Origin of the sequence: Chitinophaga fulva (genome assembly GCF_012927205.1) — a bacterium.
Classification (GTDB): domain Bacteria; phylum Bacteroidota; class Bacteroidia; order Chitinophagales; family Chitinophagaceae; genus Chitinophaga; species Chitinophaga fulva.
On the sequence record NZ_JABBGC010000001.1, the window covers coordinates 1,443,102 to 1,463,628 of the forward strand.

Sequence of the window (20,527 nt, forward strand, 5' to 3'; positions counted from 1 at the left end):
ATTTTCATATTGGTGAATTTTGTGTTTTTGATTGTTAAAATTCGCACATACATAAAGCCCAAAATCAGTAAATCTTCATAATTTGTCCTATTTTCGCGGCATTCGGAGCTTATCCTAACTACAACTACATGAAGGCAATAATACCCGTGGCCGGAGCAGGTACGAAACTCAGACCACATACATATACACAACCCAAAGCACTTATTCCATTAGCCGGCAGGACCATATTGAGCATTATCGTGGACCAGCTGGTGGACGCAGGTATCACGGAATTCGTTTTTGTGGTGGGATATCTGGGTGAAAAAATACAGCACTACGTTGAAAAGAAATACCCGCAGCTGACCTGCCACTTTGTGCAGCAAAACAGCCGTGAAGGTACTGGTCACGCGATCCTGCTGACCCGCGAAGTAGTGGCCAATGATGAAGTGCTGATCGTATTGGGAGACACCATCTGCGAATGCGACTTTAAAGAAGTGATTGCTTCTCCGTATTCCGTATTGGGACTGAAAAAAGTGGATGACCCGCGCAACTTCGGCGTGGCAGAACTGGAAGAGGGCGGGAAAATTACCCGGGTAGTGGAAAAACCACAAATCCCTAAATCGAATCTGGCGCTGGTAGGGCTTTATAAAATCAAGGAGAGCACGCAGCTGTATGAATGCCTGCAAGCCAACATCGACAATCATATCAAGTCACACGACGAGTTTCAGTTGACCGATGCGCTGGAATGCATGATTGAGCATGGGGTGCAGTTTAATGCTTTTAAGGTGATCAACTGGTTCGACTGCGGCCGTAAGGATACCTTGCTGGAAACCAATGCCATCCTGCTGAAGAAATACAAGGCGGCTAATAATCCGGTGTTGCCGTATGAGAATACCATTATCATACCGCCGGTGAGCATCGGGGAAGGCTGTAACATCAAAAACTCCATCATCGGCCCTAATGTGGCCGTGGGCGATAATACAGTGATCAACTATTCTATCGTTAAAGACTCCATTATCGGTTCATTCAGTAACCTGTATGAAGTGGTGCTGAAATCATCGCTGATAGGCAGTGATGCCAATATCCGCGGCCTTAGCCAGAGCCTTAATATCGGCGACAATACGGAAATTGATCTGGGCTAAAGATATTATATTCGTTACATGAACCGGATTTCAACTTTATTCGGGATACAATACCCGATTGTACAAGCCGGCATGATATGGGCCAGCGGATGGCGTTTAGCCAGTGCAGTGAGTAACGCAGGCGGGCTGGGCCTTATTGGCGCAGGCAGTATGTACCCCGATGTACTGAAGCATCATATCCAACGCTGTAAAGAAGCTACCAACAAACCTTTTGGGGTGAATGTGCCCCTTTTGTACCCGGATATTGAGCAACTGATCAACATCGTCCTGGAAGAGAAAGTACAGGTGGTGTTTACTTCCGCCGGTAATCCCAAAACCTGGACACCGGTGCTGAAAGCTGCTGGTATTAAGGTGGTGCATGTGGTGTCGAGTTCCGCATTCGCGCTGAAAAGTGAAGCTGCCGGCGTAGATGCCGTGGTGGCAGAAGGTTTTGAGGCCGGTGGACATAACGGTCGCGAAGAAACGACTACCATGGTGCTGATACCTGCTGTCTGTGAAAAAGTACAGATACCGGTGATCGCAGCAGGTGGCATCGGTTCCGGAAGAGCCATGGCAGCAGCTTTTGCGCTGGGAGCTTCCGGAGTACAAGTTGGCAGCCGCTTTGTGGCAACCCCGGAAGCGTCTTCCCACATTAACTTCAAACAGGCGGTGGTCAACGCTAAAGAAGGCGATACCATGCTGAGTCTGAAGAAACTAACCCCTGTACGCCTGATTAAAAATCATTTTTACGAAGCGGTGAAAACCGCGGAAGATGGCGGCGCCGAGCCGGACGCATTGAAAATACTGCTGGGCCGCGCCCGCGCCAAAACAGGCATGTTTGAAGGCAACCTGGAAGAAGGAGAGCTGGAAATAGGCCAGGTAAGCGCGTTGATCCACGATATTAAGCCAGCCGCGGAAGTACTGGAGAATATCTGGAATGAGTTTCAGGCAGTGCGGAAACAGCTGGGAGCAGAGATTTAGGGATTTTTTGATTTACGAATTTTTTGATTTTGCGAATAAAAAGCGAAGACCAAAGCTGGTATCAAAACCACTTTGGTCTTCGCTTTTATTGATCCCTGAAATCAAAAAATTCGTAAATCAAAAAATCCCTAAATTATTTAATCACCCATTTCAGGGCTTCTTTCAAAGTAACTTTTTTACCATATAACAAAATGCCCGTGCGGTATATCTTTCCGGCTGCCCAGGTGTTCACGATAAAACCTCCGATCAAAAAAGCAAAAGATAATGCCAGTTGCCAGTAAGGCACGGTTCCCGGCACGCCATAAGGCAAACGGGCCATCATTACCATAGGCGAGGTGAAAGGAATAATGCTGCCCCATACAGCCAGTGAGCTGCCCGGGTCATGCACGGCTTTCATCATGATCATGATACCGATAATGATGGGCACTGTGATGGGAAAGGTCAGTTGTTGCACATCGGAGGCATCTTCATTGGCCAGGCTGCCGATAGCGGCAAACAGGGAGGAATAGAACAGATAGCCGCCGAGGAAATAAAAGGTAAAGCAGGATAACAGCAATGACCAGTTGATGCTGTCTACCACGTCGGTTACCCGGCGGAAAGCCTCGGCTGCCTCAGCATGGTTGCCTTGCGCCATCATGCTGCCTTGACTGGCTGCCTGGATACTTTCCGGAGAAAGGAACAGCGGTATGATGGTATAGATCGCGCAGATCAGCACGCCCCATATGAGAAACTGTAACAGTCCCACAGCTGCGATACCTACAATCTTGCCCATCATCAGCTGGAAAGGTTTTACACTGGAGATCATCACTTCAGCGATGCGGTTCACTTTCTCTTCCATGACGCCGCGCATCACGGAGGTGCCGAACAGCAGCAGTACGATATAGATGGTAAAGCCGCAGGCATACCCTACGCCGTAGGCTACCCATGAGTTGCCTTTCTTTTCATCATCACCGCTTTTGAATTCGACGGCGATATTGGAACGGAGCGCGTCCAGCTTGGATTTGTCGATGCCTTCCAGCTCCATGCGTTTTCTTTCGATCACATTATTGATATCACTGTTGATCGCTGTTTCCAGGGAGATGCCCACCTGGCCTTTACTGTAGTATTCAAGTCCGGCCGGGCGGTTAATATCAATATCTGGTATATAAAGAATACCGGAGTAGTCTTCCGCTTGATAGTGGCGTTTGAGGCTGTCGAGATTGGCGCCTGGCAGGTATTTGAAGTAGACGCCTCTTTTGTCCGGCAGTTGGTTGTTGAAAATGCCGCTTTTATCGATGACCGCGATGCGTTTGCTTTCGTTGCCACCGATAGCCATGAGGATGGGGATAATGATCATGGCGGCAAATGCCACTGGCACCAGTAGTGTTACTACCAGGAAGGAGCGTTTGCGGACGCGGGTAAGGAATTCTCTCTTGATGATAAGCCATATCTTGTTCATAGTCGATGTGCTGGGTGATCAGGCTGGTTGCTGCGCAGCTGTGGGAACAGGCGCTTGCTCCGTTTGTTGGACCTGGGTGATAAATACTTCGTTGATGGAGGGTAATATTTCCTCGAAATAGGTAACGGGTATGTTCTGATGGATGAAGTGCAGCAGGATATCGTTGGTGGAGCTGTCTTCATTCATCTTTACCGTAACGGTATTTTCGTGTATGCTGATGATGGTGAAGTGATAGGTGGCCATCTGTGCCGCGTTGGGCACTACGCCAAGACCTATACGGAAAAGTCCTTGTTTGAAGTCCTGTTTGATTTGTTTAACGCTGCCATCGAGTATTTTATGGCCTTTGTTGACCAGCATGATGTGGTCGCATATTTCTTCCACCTGTTCCATGCGGTGAGTGGAGAAGATGATGGTGGTGCCTTGTTGCGCGAGGTTAAAGATCTCCTGTTTGATCAGGTTGGAGTTGATGGGATCGAGGCCGGAGAAAGGTTCATCGAGGATAAGCAGTTTAGGGTCATGCATGATGGTAGAGATGAACTGTACCTTTTGTTGCATGCCTTTACTGAGTTCATCTACGCGTTTGTTCCACCAGGAGTTGATATCGAATTTATCGAACCATTTTTTGATTTTCTCCGTGGCTTCTCTTTCGCTGAGGCCTTTGAGGCGTGCGAGGTAGAGGGTTTGTTCGCCTACTTTCATTTTTTTGTACAGGCCTCTTTCTTCAGGCATGTAGCCGATGAGCGGGGTGTCACGCTGTGGATCAAAGGGTTTGCCATTGAGCAGGATGGAGCCTTCATCGGGGTAGAATATGCCGGTGATCATGCGTAGCAGGGTGGTTTTCCCGGCCCCGTTGGGGCCGAGCAGACCGAATATACTGCCTTGCCGGATATCGAAGCTGATATCGTCCACGGCTTTATGGGTGGCATAGTGCTTCTTCAGGTGTTTGACTTCGAGTAGATTCATGATGAAAATTTAGCAATTATTCGTGAATGATGTGCTATGCCTTTCATCATGATAATGTCTGGAGACGGGTAGCGATCATGGCGGCCACGCGTTCCCCGTCCATTGCGGCGGATACGATACCGCCGGCATAACCGGCGCCTTCACCACAGGGGTATAAGCCTGTCAGTTGGGGATGTTCGAGTGTATCGTTGTCGCGTGGTATCCTTACGGGGGAGGATGTACGTGATTCTGTCGCCACGAGGATGGCATTATCTGTATAGTAGCCTTTTATTTTACGGCCGAAAGCTTTGAAAGCGCCGGCGAGGCGTTGGTGTACAGCTGCTGGCAGCACGGTACGGAGGTCTGTGCTGTTGACGCCGGGCAGGTAAGAGCAATCGGGCAGCGTAGCCGATACTTTGCCTTTCACGAAGTCGGTCATCCGTTGTGCTGGCGCCACGAAGTGGCCGCCGCCGGCGAGGAAGGCCTGGCGTTCCACCGCCTGTTGATAATACATGGCTGCGAGTGGGCCATGGTGGGCGAATGGCGCGAAGTCGGATTCATCTACGGTAACGACCATACCGGAATTAGCGTATGGGTTGTTGCGTTTGGAGGGCGACCAGCCGTTGACCACCAGTTCACCGGGATCTGTGGCTGCCGGCGCGATGATGCCACCGGGGCACATGCAGAAGGAGAACACGCCGCGTCCTTCCACTTGTTCCACGAGGCTGTAGCTGGCAGGTGGCAGGTATTCGCCGCGCAGGTCGCAATGGTACTGGGCGCTGTCGATCAGTTCCTGTGGGTGTTCCACGCGAACGCCGAGGGCAAAGGGTTTAGCTTCCAGCAGTATGTTCTGCCGGTGGAGCATGACGAAGATATCGCGGGCCGAGTGGCCGGTGGCAAGGATCACGTGGCGTGCGCTGAAAGTGTGTCCTGCCGCGGTTTCTACGCCGGTAATAGCACCATTGTGTATCTGAAGGCTGCTGACTTTCTGTTCAAAGTGTACTTCTCCGCCGGCGGCGATGATCTGTTCGCGCATGGCCGTAATGATATGCGGTAGTTTGTTGGTACCGATATGCGGGTGTGCGTCGATCATGATTTTCTCTTCCGCGCCGAAGTATACGAATATGTTGAGGATGCGGTTGATGTCGCCTCTTTTGTTGGAGCGGGTGTAGAGCTTACCATCGGAGTAGGTGCCTGCGCCGCCTTCCCCGAAGCAGTAGTTGGAATCGGGATCGACGATGCCTGTTTTATTAAGGGCCGCGAGGTCGCGGCGACGTGCGCGTACATCTTTGCCTCTTTCGAGGATGATGGGTTTAATGCCGGCTTCAATGAGGTGCAGGGCGGCGAAGAGGCCGGCAGGGCCTGCGCCGGCGATGATGACTGCCGGAGCGTTGGCTGGCAGTGGTTTGTAGACAGGATGTGCATGTACCCTTTCATGGAAGGGTTCATTGACAAATACGAGCAGGGTGAGGATGAAATATACCTGTTGTCTGGAACGTGCGTCGATAGAGCGTTTGAGCAGGTGGTAGCCGGTGATGGCAGCAGGTTTTACGCCGAGGGCGGCAGCAGCCTGTGTAGTAATGTGGGAGGGATGAGCTGCGTCGGCAGGCGTCAGCTTCAGGGAAATTTGTTGTTGCATAAACGTAGTTAGGGAGTTATCCTAAAAAGAGTTATGAATTATAAATTTTGAGCTTTGACTTTATAACGAAGAGCTTAGCGGATAATGTGCTTTTGAAGCATTATACGCTAAGCTCTTCGCAATAAATTCGTCTCGTCATTCAACATGACCGGGTGGTCATTAAAATGGCAGATCGTCGCCACCATCGCCGGCAGCAGGCATCTGCGGAGCGTTGTAGTTAGGCATTGGGTCTGCGCCGGGAGCAGGAGCTGCCATTACAGATTCCATACGCCATGCGTCCAGGTTGGTGATGTAGTTGACCTTGCCATCTTTTTCCCATCTGGTGCCTTTGATATTGAAATAAACTTTAACGTTTTCGCCTTCATTGAACCGGTCAACGATACCTGTACGGTCCTGTACGGACTGGAATTTGATATAGTTGTTAATCACACGGCCATTGATATCATCGGATTTCTCAATAACGAACTCTCTTGTTTTAAAAGTTTCGCTGCGTTGTACCGTGTTGTACTTCACAATCAGCTTTCCGGTAATTTCAAAACTCATAGAAAATTTTTTTAAATTCAGAAGCATCAAAGATACGGTATTCAGCTAAGTGCGTGCAAATATTTTTTATTTAAACCGGGCGCGCGGATATCTAATAAATTTATCTGGTAATAACTAATTGGAAACACATTTTTTTAAATGGAGATACTAACATAGTTTTGCACCCTCGCAGAAAAAATTGTGAATATCTCACCCTTTTCCTGCGGTCGTTTTTTTTGCCATGAGGAGGTGCGATATTATTTTATCAGTTATATATCCATATTTATGATAAAAAGGACAATGAGAAAGACAAAGATGTTGCTAATCAACGGAGTTTATAGTACTGAAATCCGTGTAACGTTAGTGCTGTAAAGCGCTGGCAGCAGGGCATGGCGCAGTATCAACACACTGTTGTCAGCAGAATATAAACAAGGGTAGATAAATTTTTTTTTTCAACATTTTCTACAGATATTCGTCGTCCTGTCTGAAAATTTTTCAACATCCTGCGTTGGGAGATTTCTAAAAATTCGAGAACTAAGCAGCATCCTTAATTAAGAAACAACTAATTTATTTTATCTCAATGAATAAAACTTGCGAACAAGTTTGGGAAAGGTGTCTTAATATAATTAGGGATATTGTGGAATGGCAGCCGTTTAAAACCTGGTTTGAACCTATTAAGCCCATTAAACTTGAAAACAATGTTTTAACCATCCAGGTCCCCAGCCAATTCTTTTATGAATACCTTGAAGAGCATTATGTGGGATTGTTAGGGAAAACAATAAAAAGAGAATTAGGTAAAGAAGCCCGGTTGGAATACCGCATTGTAGTGGAGAACGGTACACCACATCAACATCCCAGAACGGTGAATATGCCTACGCAGTTCACTAAGCCCCAGAAAGATAATGAGGTAGACTTTCCGTTAACCATACATAACCCGGTAAAGAACCCCTTTGTGATCCCAGGGATCAAACGGGTACAGATCGACTCTCAGCTCAATCCAAACTATACGTTTGACGCGTATATAGAGGGGGATTGTAACCGTGTGGCGCGCCGGGCAGGAAAAACGGTCGCGGAAAAACCAGGCGGTACATCTTTTAACCCATTGGTGATCTATGGTGGCGTTGGACTGGGAAAGACACACCTCGCACAGGCTGTGGGCAATGAAGTAAAGCGTATTCATCCGAATAAAGCTGTACTGTATGTGAGTGCCGAGAAATTCATCAACCAGTTTATTGATCACTCCAAGAACAATATCATCAACGACTTCATTCACTTCTATCAACTGATAGACGTACTGATCGTGGATGACATCCAGTTCTTTGCCCGTGCAGAAAAAACACAGGACGCATTCTTCGCGATCTTTAACCACCTGCATCAATCAGGCAAACAACTGATCCTCACGTCGGATAAGGCCCCCAAGGACCTTGATGGCGTACAGGAACGACTGCTGAGCCGCTTCCGCTGGGGCCTCAGCGCGGATATCCAGATACCGGACTTTGAAACCAGAATGGAAATTCTGGAACTCAAAATGAGAAACGACGGACTGGAAATGCCAAAGGAAGTGGTGAAGTATGTAGCCTATAACATACAAACCAACGTACGTGAACTGGAAGGTGCGCTCATCTCCCTGCTGGCACAGTCTTCCCTGAACCGCAAAGAGATTGACCTCGAACTGGCCAAACGTGTACTGAAGTCTTTCGTTAAAACTTCTTCCAAAGAAATTACCATCGAAAGTATCCAGAAAATGGTCTGCGAATACTTCGACGTGCCTTACGATAAACTGCTGCAGAAAACACGCAAACGCGAAATCGTACAGGCGCGACAGATAACCATGTACTTAGCTAAATCATTCACAAAAAATTCTCTGAAAACCATCGGCGAACATTTCGGTGGCAGAGACCATACTACGGTGATCCACAGCTGTCAGACTGTTAAAGACCTGATGGATACCGATAATAATTTCCGCGATAGCGTCATCGAACTACAGCAAAAAGTACAGCTGGCCGCTATGTAATGGCCACCCCCTAACCTATTTGAATAATGCCGCTCCACACCGGAGCGGCATTATTTTTTATTATATATTTATAAATATTTGCATGTATTTAAATGCACTATAACTGTACCTATGAACCTGCGCCGTATTAACTGGGGCGTGCTGCTGGTAGCCGCCTTCCTGTTCTTCAATAATTACATCGCTGCCTGCCTGAGTATCCACAGATCTACCGGTTGATCTATGATGCTGCCTCCAACGAGAGAAATACCGGTATCCGCAGCCGCGAACTGCTATTGACAGATCTTGAAAAGATGCTGGATACTATCCATACACAGGAAGCACTTGGTGCGTGCCTGAATAAAATCAGTTATCGCTGGGAAATGGAGCAAACGAAAGATGAGGACCAATGTGGGTGAACGTGGGGACACAGGACGTAATCAGGCTCACACCCGGTAAAGAAATTTGCGCAACACAACATAAAGAGTCAGAAGGCAACCTGGTAAATCCGGGCAAATCCGGATATGAAAGAATTAAAGACATCCCTGGTTCTCCTGCCATCGAAAATGACCTGAGCGCATTCGACAGGCTCCCTGCAACGCTTTACCAGAAAGGGTCCTATCAACTGGTGATACAAGTCGGATGGGTAAAACAAACCCGGTTTTACTTCCTGGTATTAACCCGCGATTCCGCTGCTTCAAAGAAAATTTCTGAAAAAAATTAAATTGCTTTTGGAGAATATAAAACTTTTCCTATTTTTGCAACCCCTTCACAAAGGAACTGGTGAGGTGCCTGAGTGGCCGAAAGGAACGGTTTGCTAAACCGTCGTACGGGCTTAAACCTGTACCGAGGGTTCGAATCCCTCCCTCACCGCGAAAAAAAGCCTTTAAACATAGTTTGAAGGCTTTTTTAATTTTAACAGGTTTCGGGGGTAGATATTGACTCCCGCATAGTACAAAACAGCGGTAGAAGTTTGATAAGAACTTGTATCGCTGTTGTGTTTTGTAGCAGATTCGTTAAGAACGAAGCTGCTATCTCCTTCATTGTGCTGTGTACTGGATGATCCTGAAAGGATATTTGCAAGCGAGTCACAGGTAAGGATTTAGTTTTAAGGAGGAATTTTGTTACCCATATCAATCCAAATTGTTAAAACCCATATTTATGTTAATCAACCAGTCGTTTGTTACAGACATTAAATCAATCATTTCAGATTCAAGAGAAAATGCTATTCGTGCAGTAGACCATCAGCGGACGTTGATGTACTGGCATATTGGTAAACGTATTTTTGAAGAAGAACAAGCAGGAAAAGGTCGGGCAGATTACGGCACCTATCTGATAAAGTACCTTTCTGAAAAGATTCAACCCGAATTTGGTAGCGGTTTTTCGATCAGGCAATTGGAGCGTTATCGCCAGTTCTACCGCACATTTCCAATTGCGTCCGCACTGCGGACGCAATTGAGCTGGACCCAGTATAAATTGCTGTTAAGTGTTGATAATGAAGATGAAAGGGCGTTCTATATTGCTGAAACGATAAAAAATAACTGGACTTCACGACAATTGGAAAGGCAGGTTTACAGTAACTTATATGAGCGACTTTTGATAAGCAATGACAAAGAGAGTGTTCTGGCCGTAGCAAAAAAAGAAAAACTCCCATCGGATGCTAAAGAAATCATCAAAGACCCTATACTGCTGGAATTTCTGGGAATGAAGCGGGAAGCAGCATATTATGAGAAAGACTTGGAAAGCGCCATTATTACTCATCTGCAGGATTTCTTATTAGAATTAGGCAATGGCTTTTCGTTTGTAGCGAGGCAGAAACGAATTCATATTGAAGGCGATGAATTTTATGTAGATTTGGTATTTTATAATCGACTGCTACAATGTTTTGTAATCATTGAAATAAAAACCCAAAAGCTAACCCATCAGGATATAGGGCAGCTGCAGATGTATGTAAATTATTACGACCGGATTGAGAAATTGCCACGCGAAAACGCCACCATCGGTATTTTGCTTTGTGCGAATAAAAATGATGCAGTGGTGAAGTTCACGTTACCGGAGGGACAAAAACAAATCATTGCCAGCCAGTATAAGCTTTACCTACCAACTGAAAAGCAATTATTGGATGAGGTAAATAAAGAGTTAGTGAGTTTTGAAGAAAAGGATATTAATTAGTCGTTTTTAAGATAAATAAGCTAACAGCGGTAACTAAAAGTTATCAAGTGCAAACATGCGGATGTAAGGGAATTATATCATTAAATAGTTTAGCATGGAATCAATTACTATCAGAGAAGCTTCTCCCCTCGATTCAAAACGATTAAGTGATTTAATCTCTGAAAATGCGGAAGCCCTGTTAAAGCCTCACTACAGCGCCGAACAATGGGAGATATTTATTAAGTATTATTCCGAACAGACAATGGTTGAAAAGATAAATCAACAAACCGTGTTCTGTGCGGAAACAAATGGAGACATCATTGGCACTATAGCGCTTGACGGCAATTTCGTGGTGGGTTTTTATACACGGCTCCAACGTGTGAACCAGGGAATAGGAAAACAATTGATGTCGCATTTGGAAAATTACGCGCGTGCCCGGGGAATAGACACTTTACAATTGGCTGCATCACCCGCCGGACTTGCATTCTATTACAAAAATGGCTGGCAGAAGGTTAAGGACTTTACTGTTTACCATTATGGGGTAGGCTTTGAAGAGACGTTAATGACAAAGAGGTTAGATTGATATGCTTAACTCCGATATTCATTCAGTAATGCAATCCTTCCAAAATTCCTGAATGCACAAATACCGCCCCTTATTATTCCTGAATTCATAAACCATTCCGTTTGCCTGCTTCTACCTTTGCAAAAAATTTTTGCATGAGCATTATGTTGAAGCGGATGGTATGGGGGATATTGATCCTGCTGCCTTTGTGGGTGGCTGCCCAGTATGAAACAACAGGGGCCTTGTCCGGTAAAATTACTTCGCTGGACCATCAGCCACTGGAACTGGTATCAGTGTCATTACCGGTGCTGCAGAAAGGAACGCTGACCAACAACGCAGGGGAATACCAGATCAGTGGCATCATCCCCGGAACATACACATTGCGTATACAGATGCTGGGCGCTACTGAAAAGGATTTTACGGTGGTCATCACCGCAGGACAACCAACGGTACTGGATTATCAGTTTAGTAAAGAAAATATACAGGCCTTGCAGGAAGTGAGGGTGGTCGGTAACGTGAATAAGTTCTCCCATAAAGAGAGTATCTATATCAGCCGCCTGCCGCTGAAAAACCTGGAAAACCCGCAGGTGTACAACATTGTGCCGAAAGCGCTGATAGAAGAACAGATGGCGCTTGATCTTGGCAGTATTTCCCGCAATGTGCCCGGTGCCGGTATCCCCATGCTGGCCAATCAGGGCCGTGTCACTTTCCGTTCCCGCGGTTTTGAAACAGAACCTAATGCCAGAAATGGTGTTGCTGGAGCAGCTTTTTCTGCTATCGACCCGGCCAACCTGGAAAGGGTGGAAGCCATCAAAGGTCCGTCTGCCACATTGTTTGGCACTAATGTGTCCAGTAGCTATGGAGGTTTGTACAACCGCGTTACTAAAAAACCTTATAACGGTTTTGGTGGTGAAGTGGCCTACTATGGTGGTAACTGGAACTTTAACCGGTTGACCGTAGATGTGAACACGCCGGTGAATACAGATAAAACCATGCTGTTTCGCCTGAATGGCGCTACTACGTTTGAACAGAGTTTTCAGGACATGGGCTTTACCCGCAGCCTGAGCCTGGCCCCCAGCTTCTCTTATCAGATCACAGATAAACTGTCATTGCTGCTGGATGTGGAATTCGGTCAGGCTAAAGGCACTTCGGTGGTGCGTTTCAATCCCTACACCGGCAGCAATAAAACGCAATCTATCGCTGATATGGGTTTTCCCTATAACCGTATGTTCCTGGGCAATGATATCGCTTATCAAACACAGATGATGAACATCTTTGCGCAGGTGAACTATAAAATATCTTCCAACTGGACTTCCCAGACGATCCTCTCCCGTGCGCGCTCCTCCATCGACGGATATATCACGGCGCTGAACGGCCGCTCAGATTCCACCCTGCGTGCACAGGTGATGGTGGGTTATACCGCTTTCATAGCCACAGATATCCAGCAGAACTTTATCGGAGACTTTAAACTGGGTTCTTTCAGGAACCGCCTGGTAGTGGGACTGGACTACTACAACAATTCCAATTCATTTGACCGCGTTTCCGTGAATGGTCCTACCGTGAACTTTATCAATCCGGGTAATAATTACAAGATCACCCGTGCTGATATCGATGCGCTGGTGCCCAACGGCACGCCCCGCCGGGAGAACAATGGCGATAATACCTATGCCGTGTATGCGTCTAACGTGATCAATTTTACGGACCGCCTGATGGCGATGTTGAGCCTGCGACTGGACCGCTACGAGAACCAGGGTGTGTATAACATCACTACCGGAGTGACCAACGGCGCTTACGGCCAGACATCATTGTCTCCCAAGCTGGGCCTCGTGTACCAGGTGGTGAAAGACAGGGTCTCCCTGTTTGGGAACTACATGAATGGCTTCCTCAACAAAAGCGGTTCAGATGCACAGGGCAATTCGTTTAAACCGGAACAGGGCAATCAACTGGAATACGGCGTAAAGGCGGATGTGCTGGACCATAAGTTGGTTGGTACGGTCAGCTACTACGATATCCGTGTAAAGAACGTGCTGCGCACAGATCCCAATGATGTGAACTATTCCATCCAGGACGGTACCCAGCAAAGCAAAGGCGTGGAAGTGGAGGTGACTGCTGCGCCGGTAACGGGATTGAACATTGTGGCTGGATATGCTTATAACGACAGTAAATACACGAAGGCGGATAAATCGGTTGAAGGGCTGCGCCCTGCGCTGTCCGGACCAGATAAAATGCTGAATTTCTGGGCCAGTTACCGCTTCCCGATAGGTAAACTGAAAGGCCTCGGCATTGGTTTCGGCGGTAATGCCGGCAGTGCTTCTTACCAAACCAATACCCAGACGGCCAAGGTGATCATCCCGTCGTACACCATCCTGAATGCCGCCTTGTTTTATGACTATGGCAAAATTCGTGTAGGCGCCAAGGTAGATAACCTGACCAGTGAAAAAGCCTGGTCGGTACGGTTAACGCCGCAAAACCCGGCACGTTTCACGGGGAGTATCAGTCTTAAATTCTAATCAATAGCAAAGAAGCCGGGTTTAGCCCGGCTTTTTCGTTTATGGTTAACTTTCTACCAGTTAACAAAAAAATCTCACAACGAATAGTCTACAAATATTGTGTACTAATAAAAATAGTATTACTTTTACGCCGTTGTCATACAAGAGCACACTGTAAAACCAATCTATATACAGCAGAACCGGCCTTACGTAGTTTTTAGCACCACCCGATAAAACTACCGGCAGCAGTGTTGCGGGCAACTTATTCTTCAATACTAAACTTTAAGTAGATGTCAACCACTGACTACTTTAACCGTACATGCGGAGCGCGGTGCTGTTTCGTATGCTGTTGTAGACGGTAACAGCTTTCCGGCGCTTTCCCTTTTATCATTTCTCTGAGAAGCCCGTTTTCTCCGGGCAGGCCTTGTTATGTCCTGCTGCCAACAACGCTGGCAGCGGGTGGTCTAAACTTTTAAAACATGCAAAGAATGTTACAAAAAAACATACTGGCATGGATAGGGCTATCTATGCTTTATCTTCTGCCTCTGCTGGTGGTGGCGCAGGTACCCACCACACCGCTGATCAATTCGCACCTGACGGGGCGGGTGGTAGATGCCCGTACCCATGAGCCGTTACCCGGCGCGGTAGTTAATATCAAAGGCACTACGCATGGCGTTTCCACGGATGCAGAAGGCCGTTTTGTATTCGTTACCGGGCAGAAATTTCCCTATACGCTGATCATCAGTTATATCGGTTATCGTAAAATAGAAGTGACCGCTACCGGCGGCCACATTGAGATTCCGCTGGAAGCTATACAGAGCCAGTTGAACGATGTGGTGGTAGTGGGCTACGGCACACAGAAAAAAAGCGACCTTACCGGCGCTATCGCCTCTGTTTCCGGTCCGCTGCTGAAACAGCCGGTCAGCTCTTTTGATCAGGCTTTAAAAGGCGCTATCCCCGGCGTACAGGTAACGCAGACATCGGGGCAGCCCGGCGGCGGCGTCAGCATCCGCATCCGCGGCGGCAGCTCCATACAAGGCGGCAACGAACCGCTGTATGTCATCGATGGTTTTCCCATCTACAACAGCACCGCCAGCCCCGGCATCCTCACGGGCGCGCCTGTCAACCCCCTGGCCAGCATCAATCCTGCAGACATAGAAAGCATCGATATCCTGAAAGATGCCTCGGCTACGGCGATCTATGGCTCCCGTGGCGCCAACGGCGTAGTGATCGTCACTACCCGCAAAGGCAAAGCAGAAAGAAATACGCTTAACTACGAAGGCTCTTATGGCGTACAGTCGCTTCGCAAGAAAATAGACCTGCTGGACGCCCATGACTTCGCCATCCTGCGCAACGAAGCGTTGTACGACGCTAATCCGTCTAAAGGGCCTAACCAGTACCTGTCGCCGGACCAGATCAACCAGCTGGGCAAAGGCACCGACTGGCAGGATGCTGTGTTCCGTACGGCGCCGGTGCAGAACCACCAGTTGTCTATCAGCGGCGGCAACGCCAAAACCCGCTACCTGCTCTCCGGCAACTACTTCGATCAACAGGGGATTATTAAACACACGGATTTTACCCGCCTGGGTATCAGGGCCAACGTAGATGCGCAGCCGTTAGATAGGCTGAAAGTAAGCGCCAGCTTGTCTGTTAATAAGTCTGATGCTAATGTGGCACCTTCCGGGTTTATTACCTCGTTGTTATCGATGCCACCTACCGCTACTATCTACGAACCTAATGGCAGCTATACCCTGCGTAATCCTTTTGAAAATATTTTCGCCAACCCGGTGGCCACTATCCATGAACAGATCAACAAGTCCACTACCAATCGTTTGCTGGGAACGGCTTTTGCGGAATATAGCCTGCTCGATGGTCTCAGCTTGAAAGTGTTGTTGGGCGCCGATGTGAACAATACCACCGAAAAAAATTATATCCCATCCACTATCTACGAAGGGATACAAACCAAAGGCAGCGCTGCCCGTGGTACCTACAACGCTTACTCCTGGCTGAATGAAAACACGGTGACGTATACACGCAATATTGCTAAACATACTTTCGATGTGCTAGCGGGCTTCACGCAACAGGAATTCAAAAGCGACATTCTAAGAGCCGGCGCACAGAACTTTGTTACAGATGACCTGACCTACAACAGTTTGCAGAGCGGCGCCACGCTGGTACGTCCTTTCGCCGATGCTACCGCCTGGGTGCTGCATTCTTACCTGGCGCGTGTTAACTACAACTACAACAGCCGTTATTACTTTACTGCCAGCATCCGGGCAGATGGCTCGTCCCGTTTTGGGAAAGGCAATAAGTGGGGTTATTTCCCCTCCGCCGCGGCGTCCTGGCGCATCAGCAATGAGCCGTTCTTTAAAGAGGCATCCCATGTGGTGAATGACCTGAAACTACGCGCCAGCTTCGGTACTACCGGTAACCTCGAAATTGGGGAGTACCAGTCGCTCGCTACGTTATACAGCCTGAACTATCTCTTCGGGAAAAATATGGCCACCGGCTTTGCTCCTTCCCGTTTGGCAAATGACCAGCTGGGATGGGAGAAGACATATCAGTATAATGCCGGTCTGGATGCGGCTTTCCTCAACAGCCGTTTGTTGTTTACCATAGATGCCTACTATAAGAAGACAACCAATCTGCTGTTGAATGTAGAAATTCCCTGGACCTCCGGACAAACTTCTTCCTTACAGAATTTCGGATCGGTACTCAATAAAGGCATAGAGCTGAGCCTTAGCAGCCGGAACTTTACCGGCGCCTTCACCTGGAACACCGATTTTAATATCTCCTTTAACCGCAATGAAGTACTGAAAATCGGTAACGGCGCCCAGTCCTATATCAGCGGGAACTACATCATCCAGGTAGGAAAACCACTGGGCAGCTTTTACGGCACCGTCACAGACGGTATCCTGCAAACCGGGGAGGAAACCACCAAGGGGAAATATACCGGCAATGCTGCACCTAAAGCGGGTGACCGGCTGTATAAAGACATCAACGGTGATGGCGTTTTTACTACCGCCAATGACCGTACGATTATCGGTAATGCGCAACCGGATTTTATACTCGGGCTTGGCAATAACTTTTCCTGGAAAGGCTTTTCGCTCTCCGTGTTCCTGCAAGGCTCTTATGGAAATAAAATCCTGAACTCCAACCGGCAGTCACTGGAGCTGTTTACGGGTCAGCAGAATGCAGCAGCTTCTGCCCTCGACCGATGGACACCCACGCATCCCAGTCAAACGATGCCGCGCGCCAAGTTGGACCCCGCGCCGGTGTTCTCAGACAGGTTCATTGAAAATGGCTCGTTCCTCCGCGTGAAGAATGTTTCGGTGGGCTACTCATTGCCGAAGTCCATCATCGGGAAAGTATCAGCTATTAATGTATTTGTGTCTGCACAAAACCTGTTGACATGGACATCCTACACGGGTTTTGATCCGGAAGTCACTTCCGGCAATAATGTCTCCCCTGGAACAGACCTGGGCATTTATCCGGTATCGCGGACAGTCAGTGCAGGCGTACGCGTTACCCTGTAGTCGTTATTCATCTTCCAAAAAATGAACGTATGAAAAAAGCTTTTTTACGATATAGTGTGTTGCTGGTACTACTGGGAGCTTCCTGCTCCAAACTGGATGAGCATCCGGAATCAGTACTGATCACCGATAACTTTTACCAGAACGAAGCCCAGGCCAATGCGGCCGTGACAGCGGCCTACCGCAAGTTATACGAGACGGGCCAGTCACTGTACAACAGCCTTTTCCAGATAGGCGTGGAAATGGCCACCGATGACTATGAAGCAGGGCCAAGAGCACGCAATGCCCATGTGCGGGCTATTTCAGGCCTTACCCATGATGCCTCCAATGACAGGATGGAACAGTTGTGGAAGCAGAGCTATGATGCCATCAATGTGTCTAACATTGCTATAGACAAGATTGCCCTGATCAGAAAAGAAAATATCTCCGAAACGATACGTGCCAGGTTGATCAATGAAGCTAAATTCCTGCGTGCCCTCCACTATTTTAACCTGGTAAGATGGTTTGGCGCGGTACCGTTGGTATTGCATGAACCTGGCTCTCTGTCGCCAGAGGCGCTGTACGTAGAGAAAGCGCCGGAAGCTGATGTATATGCTCAGATTATCAGCGACCTTACCGCTGCAGAAGGGCTTCCTGCTCCCGGCGAGTACGGCGCTAATGATATCGGGAGGGCCACTGCCGGCGCAGCCAAGAGCCTGCTGGCTAAAGTTTATCTCACCCGGAAAGATTGGGCAAAAGCAGCTGCCAAAAGCAAAGAGGTGATTGACAGTCACTGGTATGGCCTGTTTGATAGTTACGCTGATGTGTTCAATGTAGGCAAGAAGAATGGTATTGAACATATCTTTTCTGCGCAGTTTCAGGGCAATTCCGGTTATCAGGGCAATAGCCTGGCCAGCCGCTCTGCACCCAATGAAGTGCCTGGTATCAATGGTGATTATGCTGACGCCCTGCACAAACAGGGAGGGCTATACGAAAGTTTTTCCGAAGGTGATGCGCGCAAGGCTGTCACCTTTATCACACAGATGATAAGCCCTACCGATGGGAAGCTCTATACGTTTGAACCGCACTTCAACAAATATTACGACCCTGCGGTAGTGGGCAGTCAGGGAGAGTCTTCCAAAAACCTCCCCATTATCCGCTATGCGGAGGTATTACTCATCTATGCCGAAGCCCTCAATGAGATTAATGGTCCCACTGCTGAGGCTTATGGAGCTATAGACGCCGTAAGGTTGCGTTCCGGTGTGGTACGTTTGCAGGACGTGGCGCCGGGTCTTAGTGCCGATAACTTCCGCGATTCCGTATTCCAGGAAAGAAGAAAAGAGTTTGTGTATGAGTACCAGCGCTGGTTTGATCTGGTCAGGCGCGGGCCGGACTACTACGTCAAAGTGCTGAAAGCCGCGGGTAAAACGCTGGCGGCACCGAGGCATATCCATTTCCCGACACCGCAGCGGGAGCTGAACCTCAATCCCAAACTGAAACAAGACCCGCTGTGGGTTAATTATTGATATCGCTTTTAAAGTATGTCTGATGAAAAAGATGTTTACCACCCTGGCGCTGCTCGGCTGTTTCAGCTGGAGCATGGCCCAGCAGAAACAGCAACCCAACATCATCCTCATCATGGTGGATGACATGGGCTACTCCGATATTGCGCCTTATGGCGGAGAGATACAAACACCTAATCTGTCACGGCTGGCAGCCGAAGGGCTGCGGTTGCAGGAGTTTTACAATAACTCTATCTGCGCGCCTACCCGCGCGTCTTTGCTGACGGGGCAGTCCAATCACAAAGCGGGTATCGGCTTCTTTAATGTCAATCTCGGTTTGCCGGCTTACCAGGGATACCTGAACCGGGAATCGCTGACACTGGCAGAAGTGCTGAAACAAGCGGGTTACAGCACACTGATGTCCGGCAAATGGCATGTAGGCGATGATAGCATCTATTGGCCCAACCAGCGTGGATTTGACAGGTTCTTTGGTTTCATCGGCGGCGCCAGCAACTATTTTGATATAGGTAAATATGCAGACAAAGTGCCACCGGTGCCGTTGGTGGAAAATAACCAACGTTTCAACCTGGAGCCGGGGCATTACCTCACAGATGAAATTGCCGGTCATGCGGTGAAATTTCTCGAAGAGCAAAGTCATACCAGTAAACCGTTTTTCCTGTATGTGGCTTACAATGCGCCGCACTGGCCTTTGCAGGCGCTTCCGGAAGATATCGCCAAATACAAGGGCCGTTATGCCATTGGCTGGGATTCCCTGCGTGAGGAACGTATTGCCCGGCAGAAAAAACTGGGGCTGATCAAACCTGACGCCACCATCGCGCCTGATCCTGAAGTGCCGGAGTGGGAAAGTCTTACCTATGACGAGAAGAAGTTATGGGAGAAAAAAATGGAAGTATATGCGGCCATGATAGACCGCATGGACCAGGGTATTGGTAAGATCCTCGATAAACTGAAAGCATTGAAGAAAGATGATAATACACTGATCGTGTTTATTTCTGACAATGGTGCCCAGGGCGGATTTATCCCTACCGGCAGAAAGCGGCAGCGCAGTTCGGGCCCCATCGGTTCCGCCGGTTCTTATGACTACCAGGAGCAGAGCTGGGCGCATGTGTCTAACTCTCCCTTCCGTTCTTACAAAGCCAGCGCTTATGAAGGCGGTATCAGTTCTCCGCTGATCGCGTGGTTTCCCGCCAAAATCAAAGGTGGTGGTATCGCCCGCGGTACAGCACACCTGATAGACTTGGCGCCTACTTTTTATGAAGTGGCCGGTGCTGCTTATCCAACCACTTATCAGAACGTTACTACCAATCCATTACAGGGAGTGAGCCTTGCACCTTTATTTTTTTCCCTTCGGGAGATAGACAGGGCAGCGCCTTTATTCTGGGAGCGGGCGGGCAACAGGGCCGTGCGTAAGGGCAAATGGAAACTGATATCGTCATACCCATCCAAACAATGGGAGCTGTATGATATTGACCGCGACCGTGGCGAAACCACCGATCTCGCAGCACAGCAGCCAGAGGTGGTGAAAGAGCTGTCGGCCGCCTACGACGTATGGGCTAAAAACAATAACGTGGTGGATTATGATAAGATCAAACCCGTTGGCCCTGCCGGGTTTGCCGGTCCAACAGGAGGAGGTCCCACATCGCCGGCAGGCAGAAAAAAATAAGGTCATCACCCAAAA

Annotated in this window: 15 protein-coding genes and 1 tRNA gene; 12 read left to right on the top strand and 4 right to left on the bottom strand. The window is 48.4% G+C overall.

All coding sequences use genetic code 11. The features are described from left to right. Positions 1 to 128 precede the first annotated feature (128 nt). A complete protein-coding gene (locus HHL17_RS06050; protein WP_169223865.1) occupies positions 129 to 1,121 on the top strand; it encodes a sugar phosphate nucleotidyltransferase in 993 nt (330 codons plus the stop codon). A gap of 18 nt (positions 1,122 to 1,139) precedes the next feature. Further along, complete coding sequence (locus HHL17_RS06055) at positions 1,140 to 2,081, top strand: NAD(P)H-dependent flavin oxidoreductase (protein ID WP_169223866.1); 942 nt, start codon at positions 1,140 to 1,142, stop codon at positions 2,079 to 2,081. Between the two features lie 133 nt (positions 2,082 to 2,214). Here the strand turns inward: HHL17_RS06055 and HHL17_RS06060 are convergent, their stop codons facing one another. From HHL17_RS06060 to HHL17_RS06075, 4 genes are all read right to left on the bottom strand, one after another. Continuing rightward, a complete protein-coding gene (locus tag HHL17_RS06060; protein WP_169223867.1) occupies positions 2,215 to 3,519 on the bottom strand; it encodes an ABC transporter permease in 1,305 nt (434 codons plus the stop codon). An 18-nt stretch (positions 3,520 to 3,537) separates the two neighbouring features. After that, positions 3,538 to 4,482 carry an ABC transporter ATP-binding protein gene (locus HHL17_RS06065; RefSeq protein WP_169223868.1) on the bottom strand — a complete coding sequence of 315 codons (945 nt, stop codon included), beginning with the start codon at positions 4,480 to 4,482 and terminating at the stop codon, positions 3,538 to 3,540. A gap of 46 nt (positions 4,483 to 4,528) precedes the next feature. Then, positions 4,529 to 6,100: an NAD(P)/FAD-dependent oxidoreductase gene (locus tag HHL17_RS06070; protein WP_169223869.1), complete on the bottom strand. Its 1,572-nt coding sequence runs from the start codon at positions 6,098 to 6,100 to the stop codon at positions 4,529 to 4,531. A 159-nt stretch (positions 6,101 to 6,259) separates the two neighbouring features. After that, entirely contained in the window at positions 6,260 to 6,643 is a 384-nt protein-coding gene (locus HHL17_RS06075; protein WP_169223870.1) for a DUF3127 domain-containing protein, read from the bottom strand. A 559-nt stretch (positions 6,644 to 7,202) separates the two neighbouring features. Here HHL17_RS06075 and dnaA point away from each other — a divergent pair. From dnaA to HHL17_RS06125, 10 genes are all read left to right on the top strand, one after another. Next, positions 7,203 to 8,636, top strand: coding sequence for a chromosomal replication initiator protein DnaA (dnaA, locus tag HHL17_RS06080; protein WP_169223871.1), 1,434 nt, complete (start codon positions 7,203 to 7,205; stop codon positions 8,634 to 8,636). Between the two features lie 212 nt (positions 8,637 to 8,848). After that, entirely contained in the window at positions 8,849 to 9,031 is a 183-nt protein-coding gene (locus HHL17_RS06085) for a hypothetical protein (protein ID WP_169223872.1), read from the top strand. 2 nt (positions 9,032 to 9,033) lie between these two features. After that, entirely contained in the window at positions 9,034 to 9,336 is a 303-nt protein-coding gene (locus HHL17_RS06090) for a hypothetical protein (protein WP_169223873.1), read from the top strand. A 58-nt stretch (positions 9,337 to 9,394) separates the two neighbouring features. After that, positions 9,395 to 9,485, top strand: a tRNA-Ser gene (locus HHL17_RS06095). Positions 9,486 to 9,773: 288 nt separating this feature from the next. After that, positions 9,774 to 10,784 carry a PDDEXK nuclease domain-containing protein gene (locus tag HHL17_RS06100; protein WP_169223874.1) on the top strand — a complete coding sequence of 337 codons (1,011 nt, stop codon included), beginning with the start codon at positions 9,774 to 9,776 and terminating at the stop codon, positions 10,782 to 10,784. A 94-nt stretch (positions 10,785 to 10,878) separates the two neighbouring features. Then, complete coding sequence (locus HHL17_RS06105; protein ID WP_169223875.1) at positions 10,879 to 11,346, top strand: GNAT family N-acetyltransferase; 468 nt, start codon at positions 10,879 to 10,881, stop codon at positions 11,344 to 11,346. Between the two features lie 134 nt (positions 11,347 to 11,480). Beyond that, entirely contained in the window at positions 11,481 to 13,835 is a 2,355-nt protein-coding gene (locus tag HHL17_RS06110) for a TonB-dependent receptor (RefSeq protein WP_206155917.1), read from the top strand. Between the two features lie 458 nt (positions 13,836 to 14,293). Next, a complete protein-coding gene (locus HHL17_RS06115) occupies positions 14,294 to 17,350 on the top strand; it encodes a SusC/RagA family TonB-linked outer membrane protein (protein WP_169223876.1) in 3,057 nt (1,018 codons plus the stop codon). Positions 17,351 to 17,379: 29 nt separating this feature from the next. After that, positions 17,380 to 18,852 (top strand): RagB/SusD family nutrient uptake outer membrane protein, encoded by a 1,473-nt coding sequence (locus tag HHL17_RS06120; RefSeq protein ID WP_169223877.1) that lies wholly within the window; start codon positions 17,380 to 17,382, stop codon positions 18,850 to 18,852. 22 nt (positions 18,853 to 18,874) lie between these two features. Then, a complete protein-coding gene (locus HHL17_RS06125; protein ID WP_169223878.1) occupies positions 18,875 to 20,512 on the top strand; it encodes an arylsulfatase in 1,638 nt (545 codons plus the stop codon). The last annotated feature ends 15 nt before the right edge of the window (positions 20,513 to 20,527 follow it).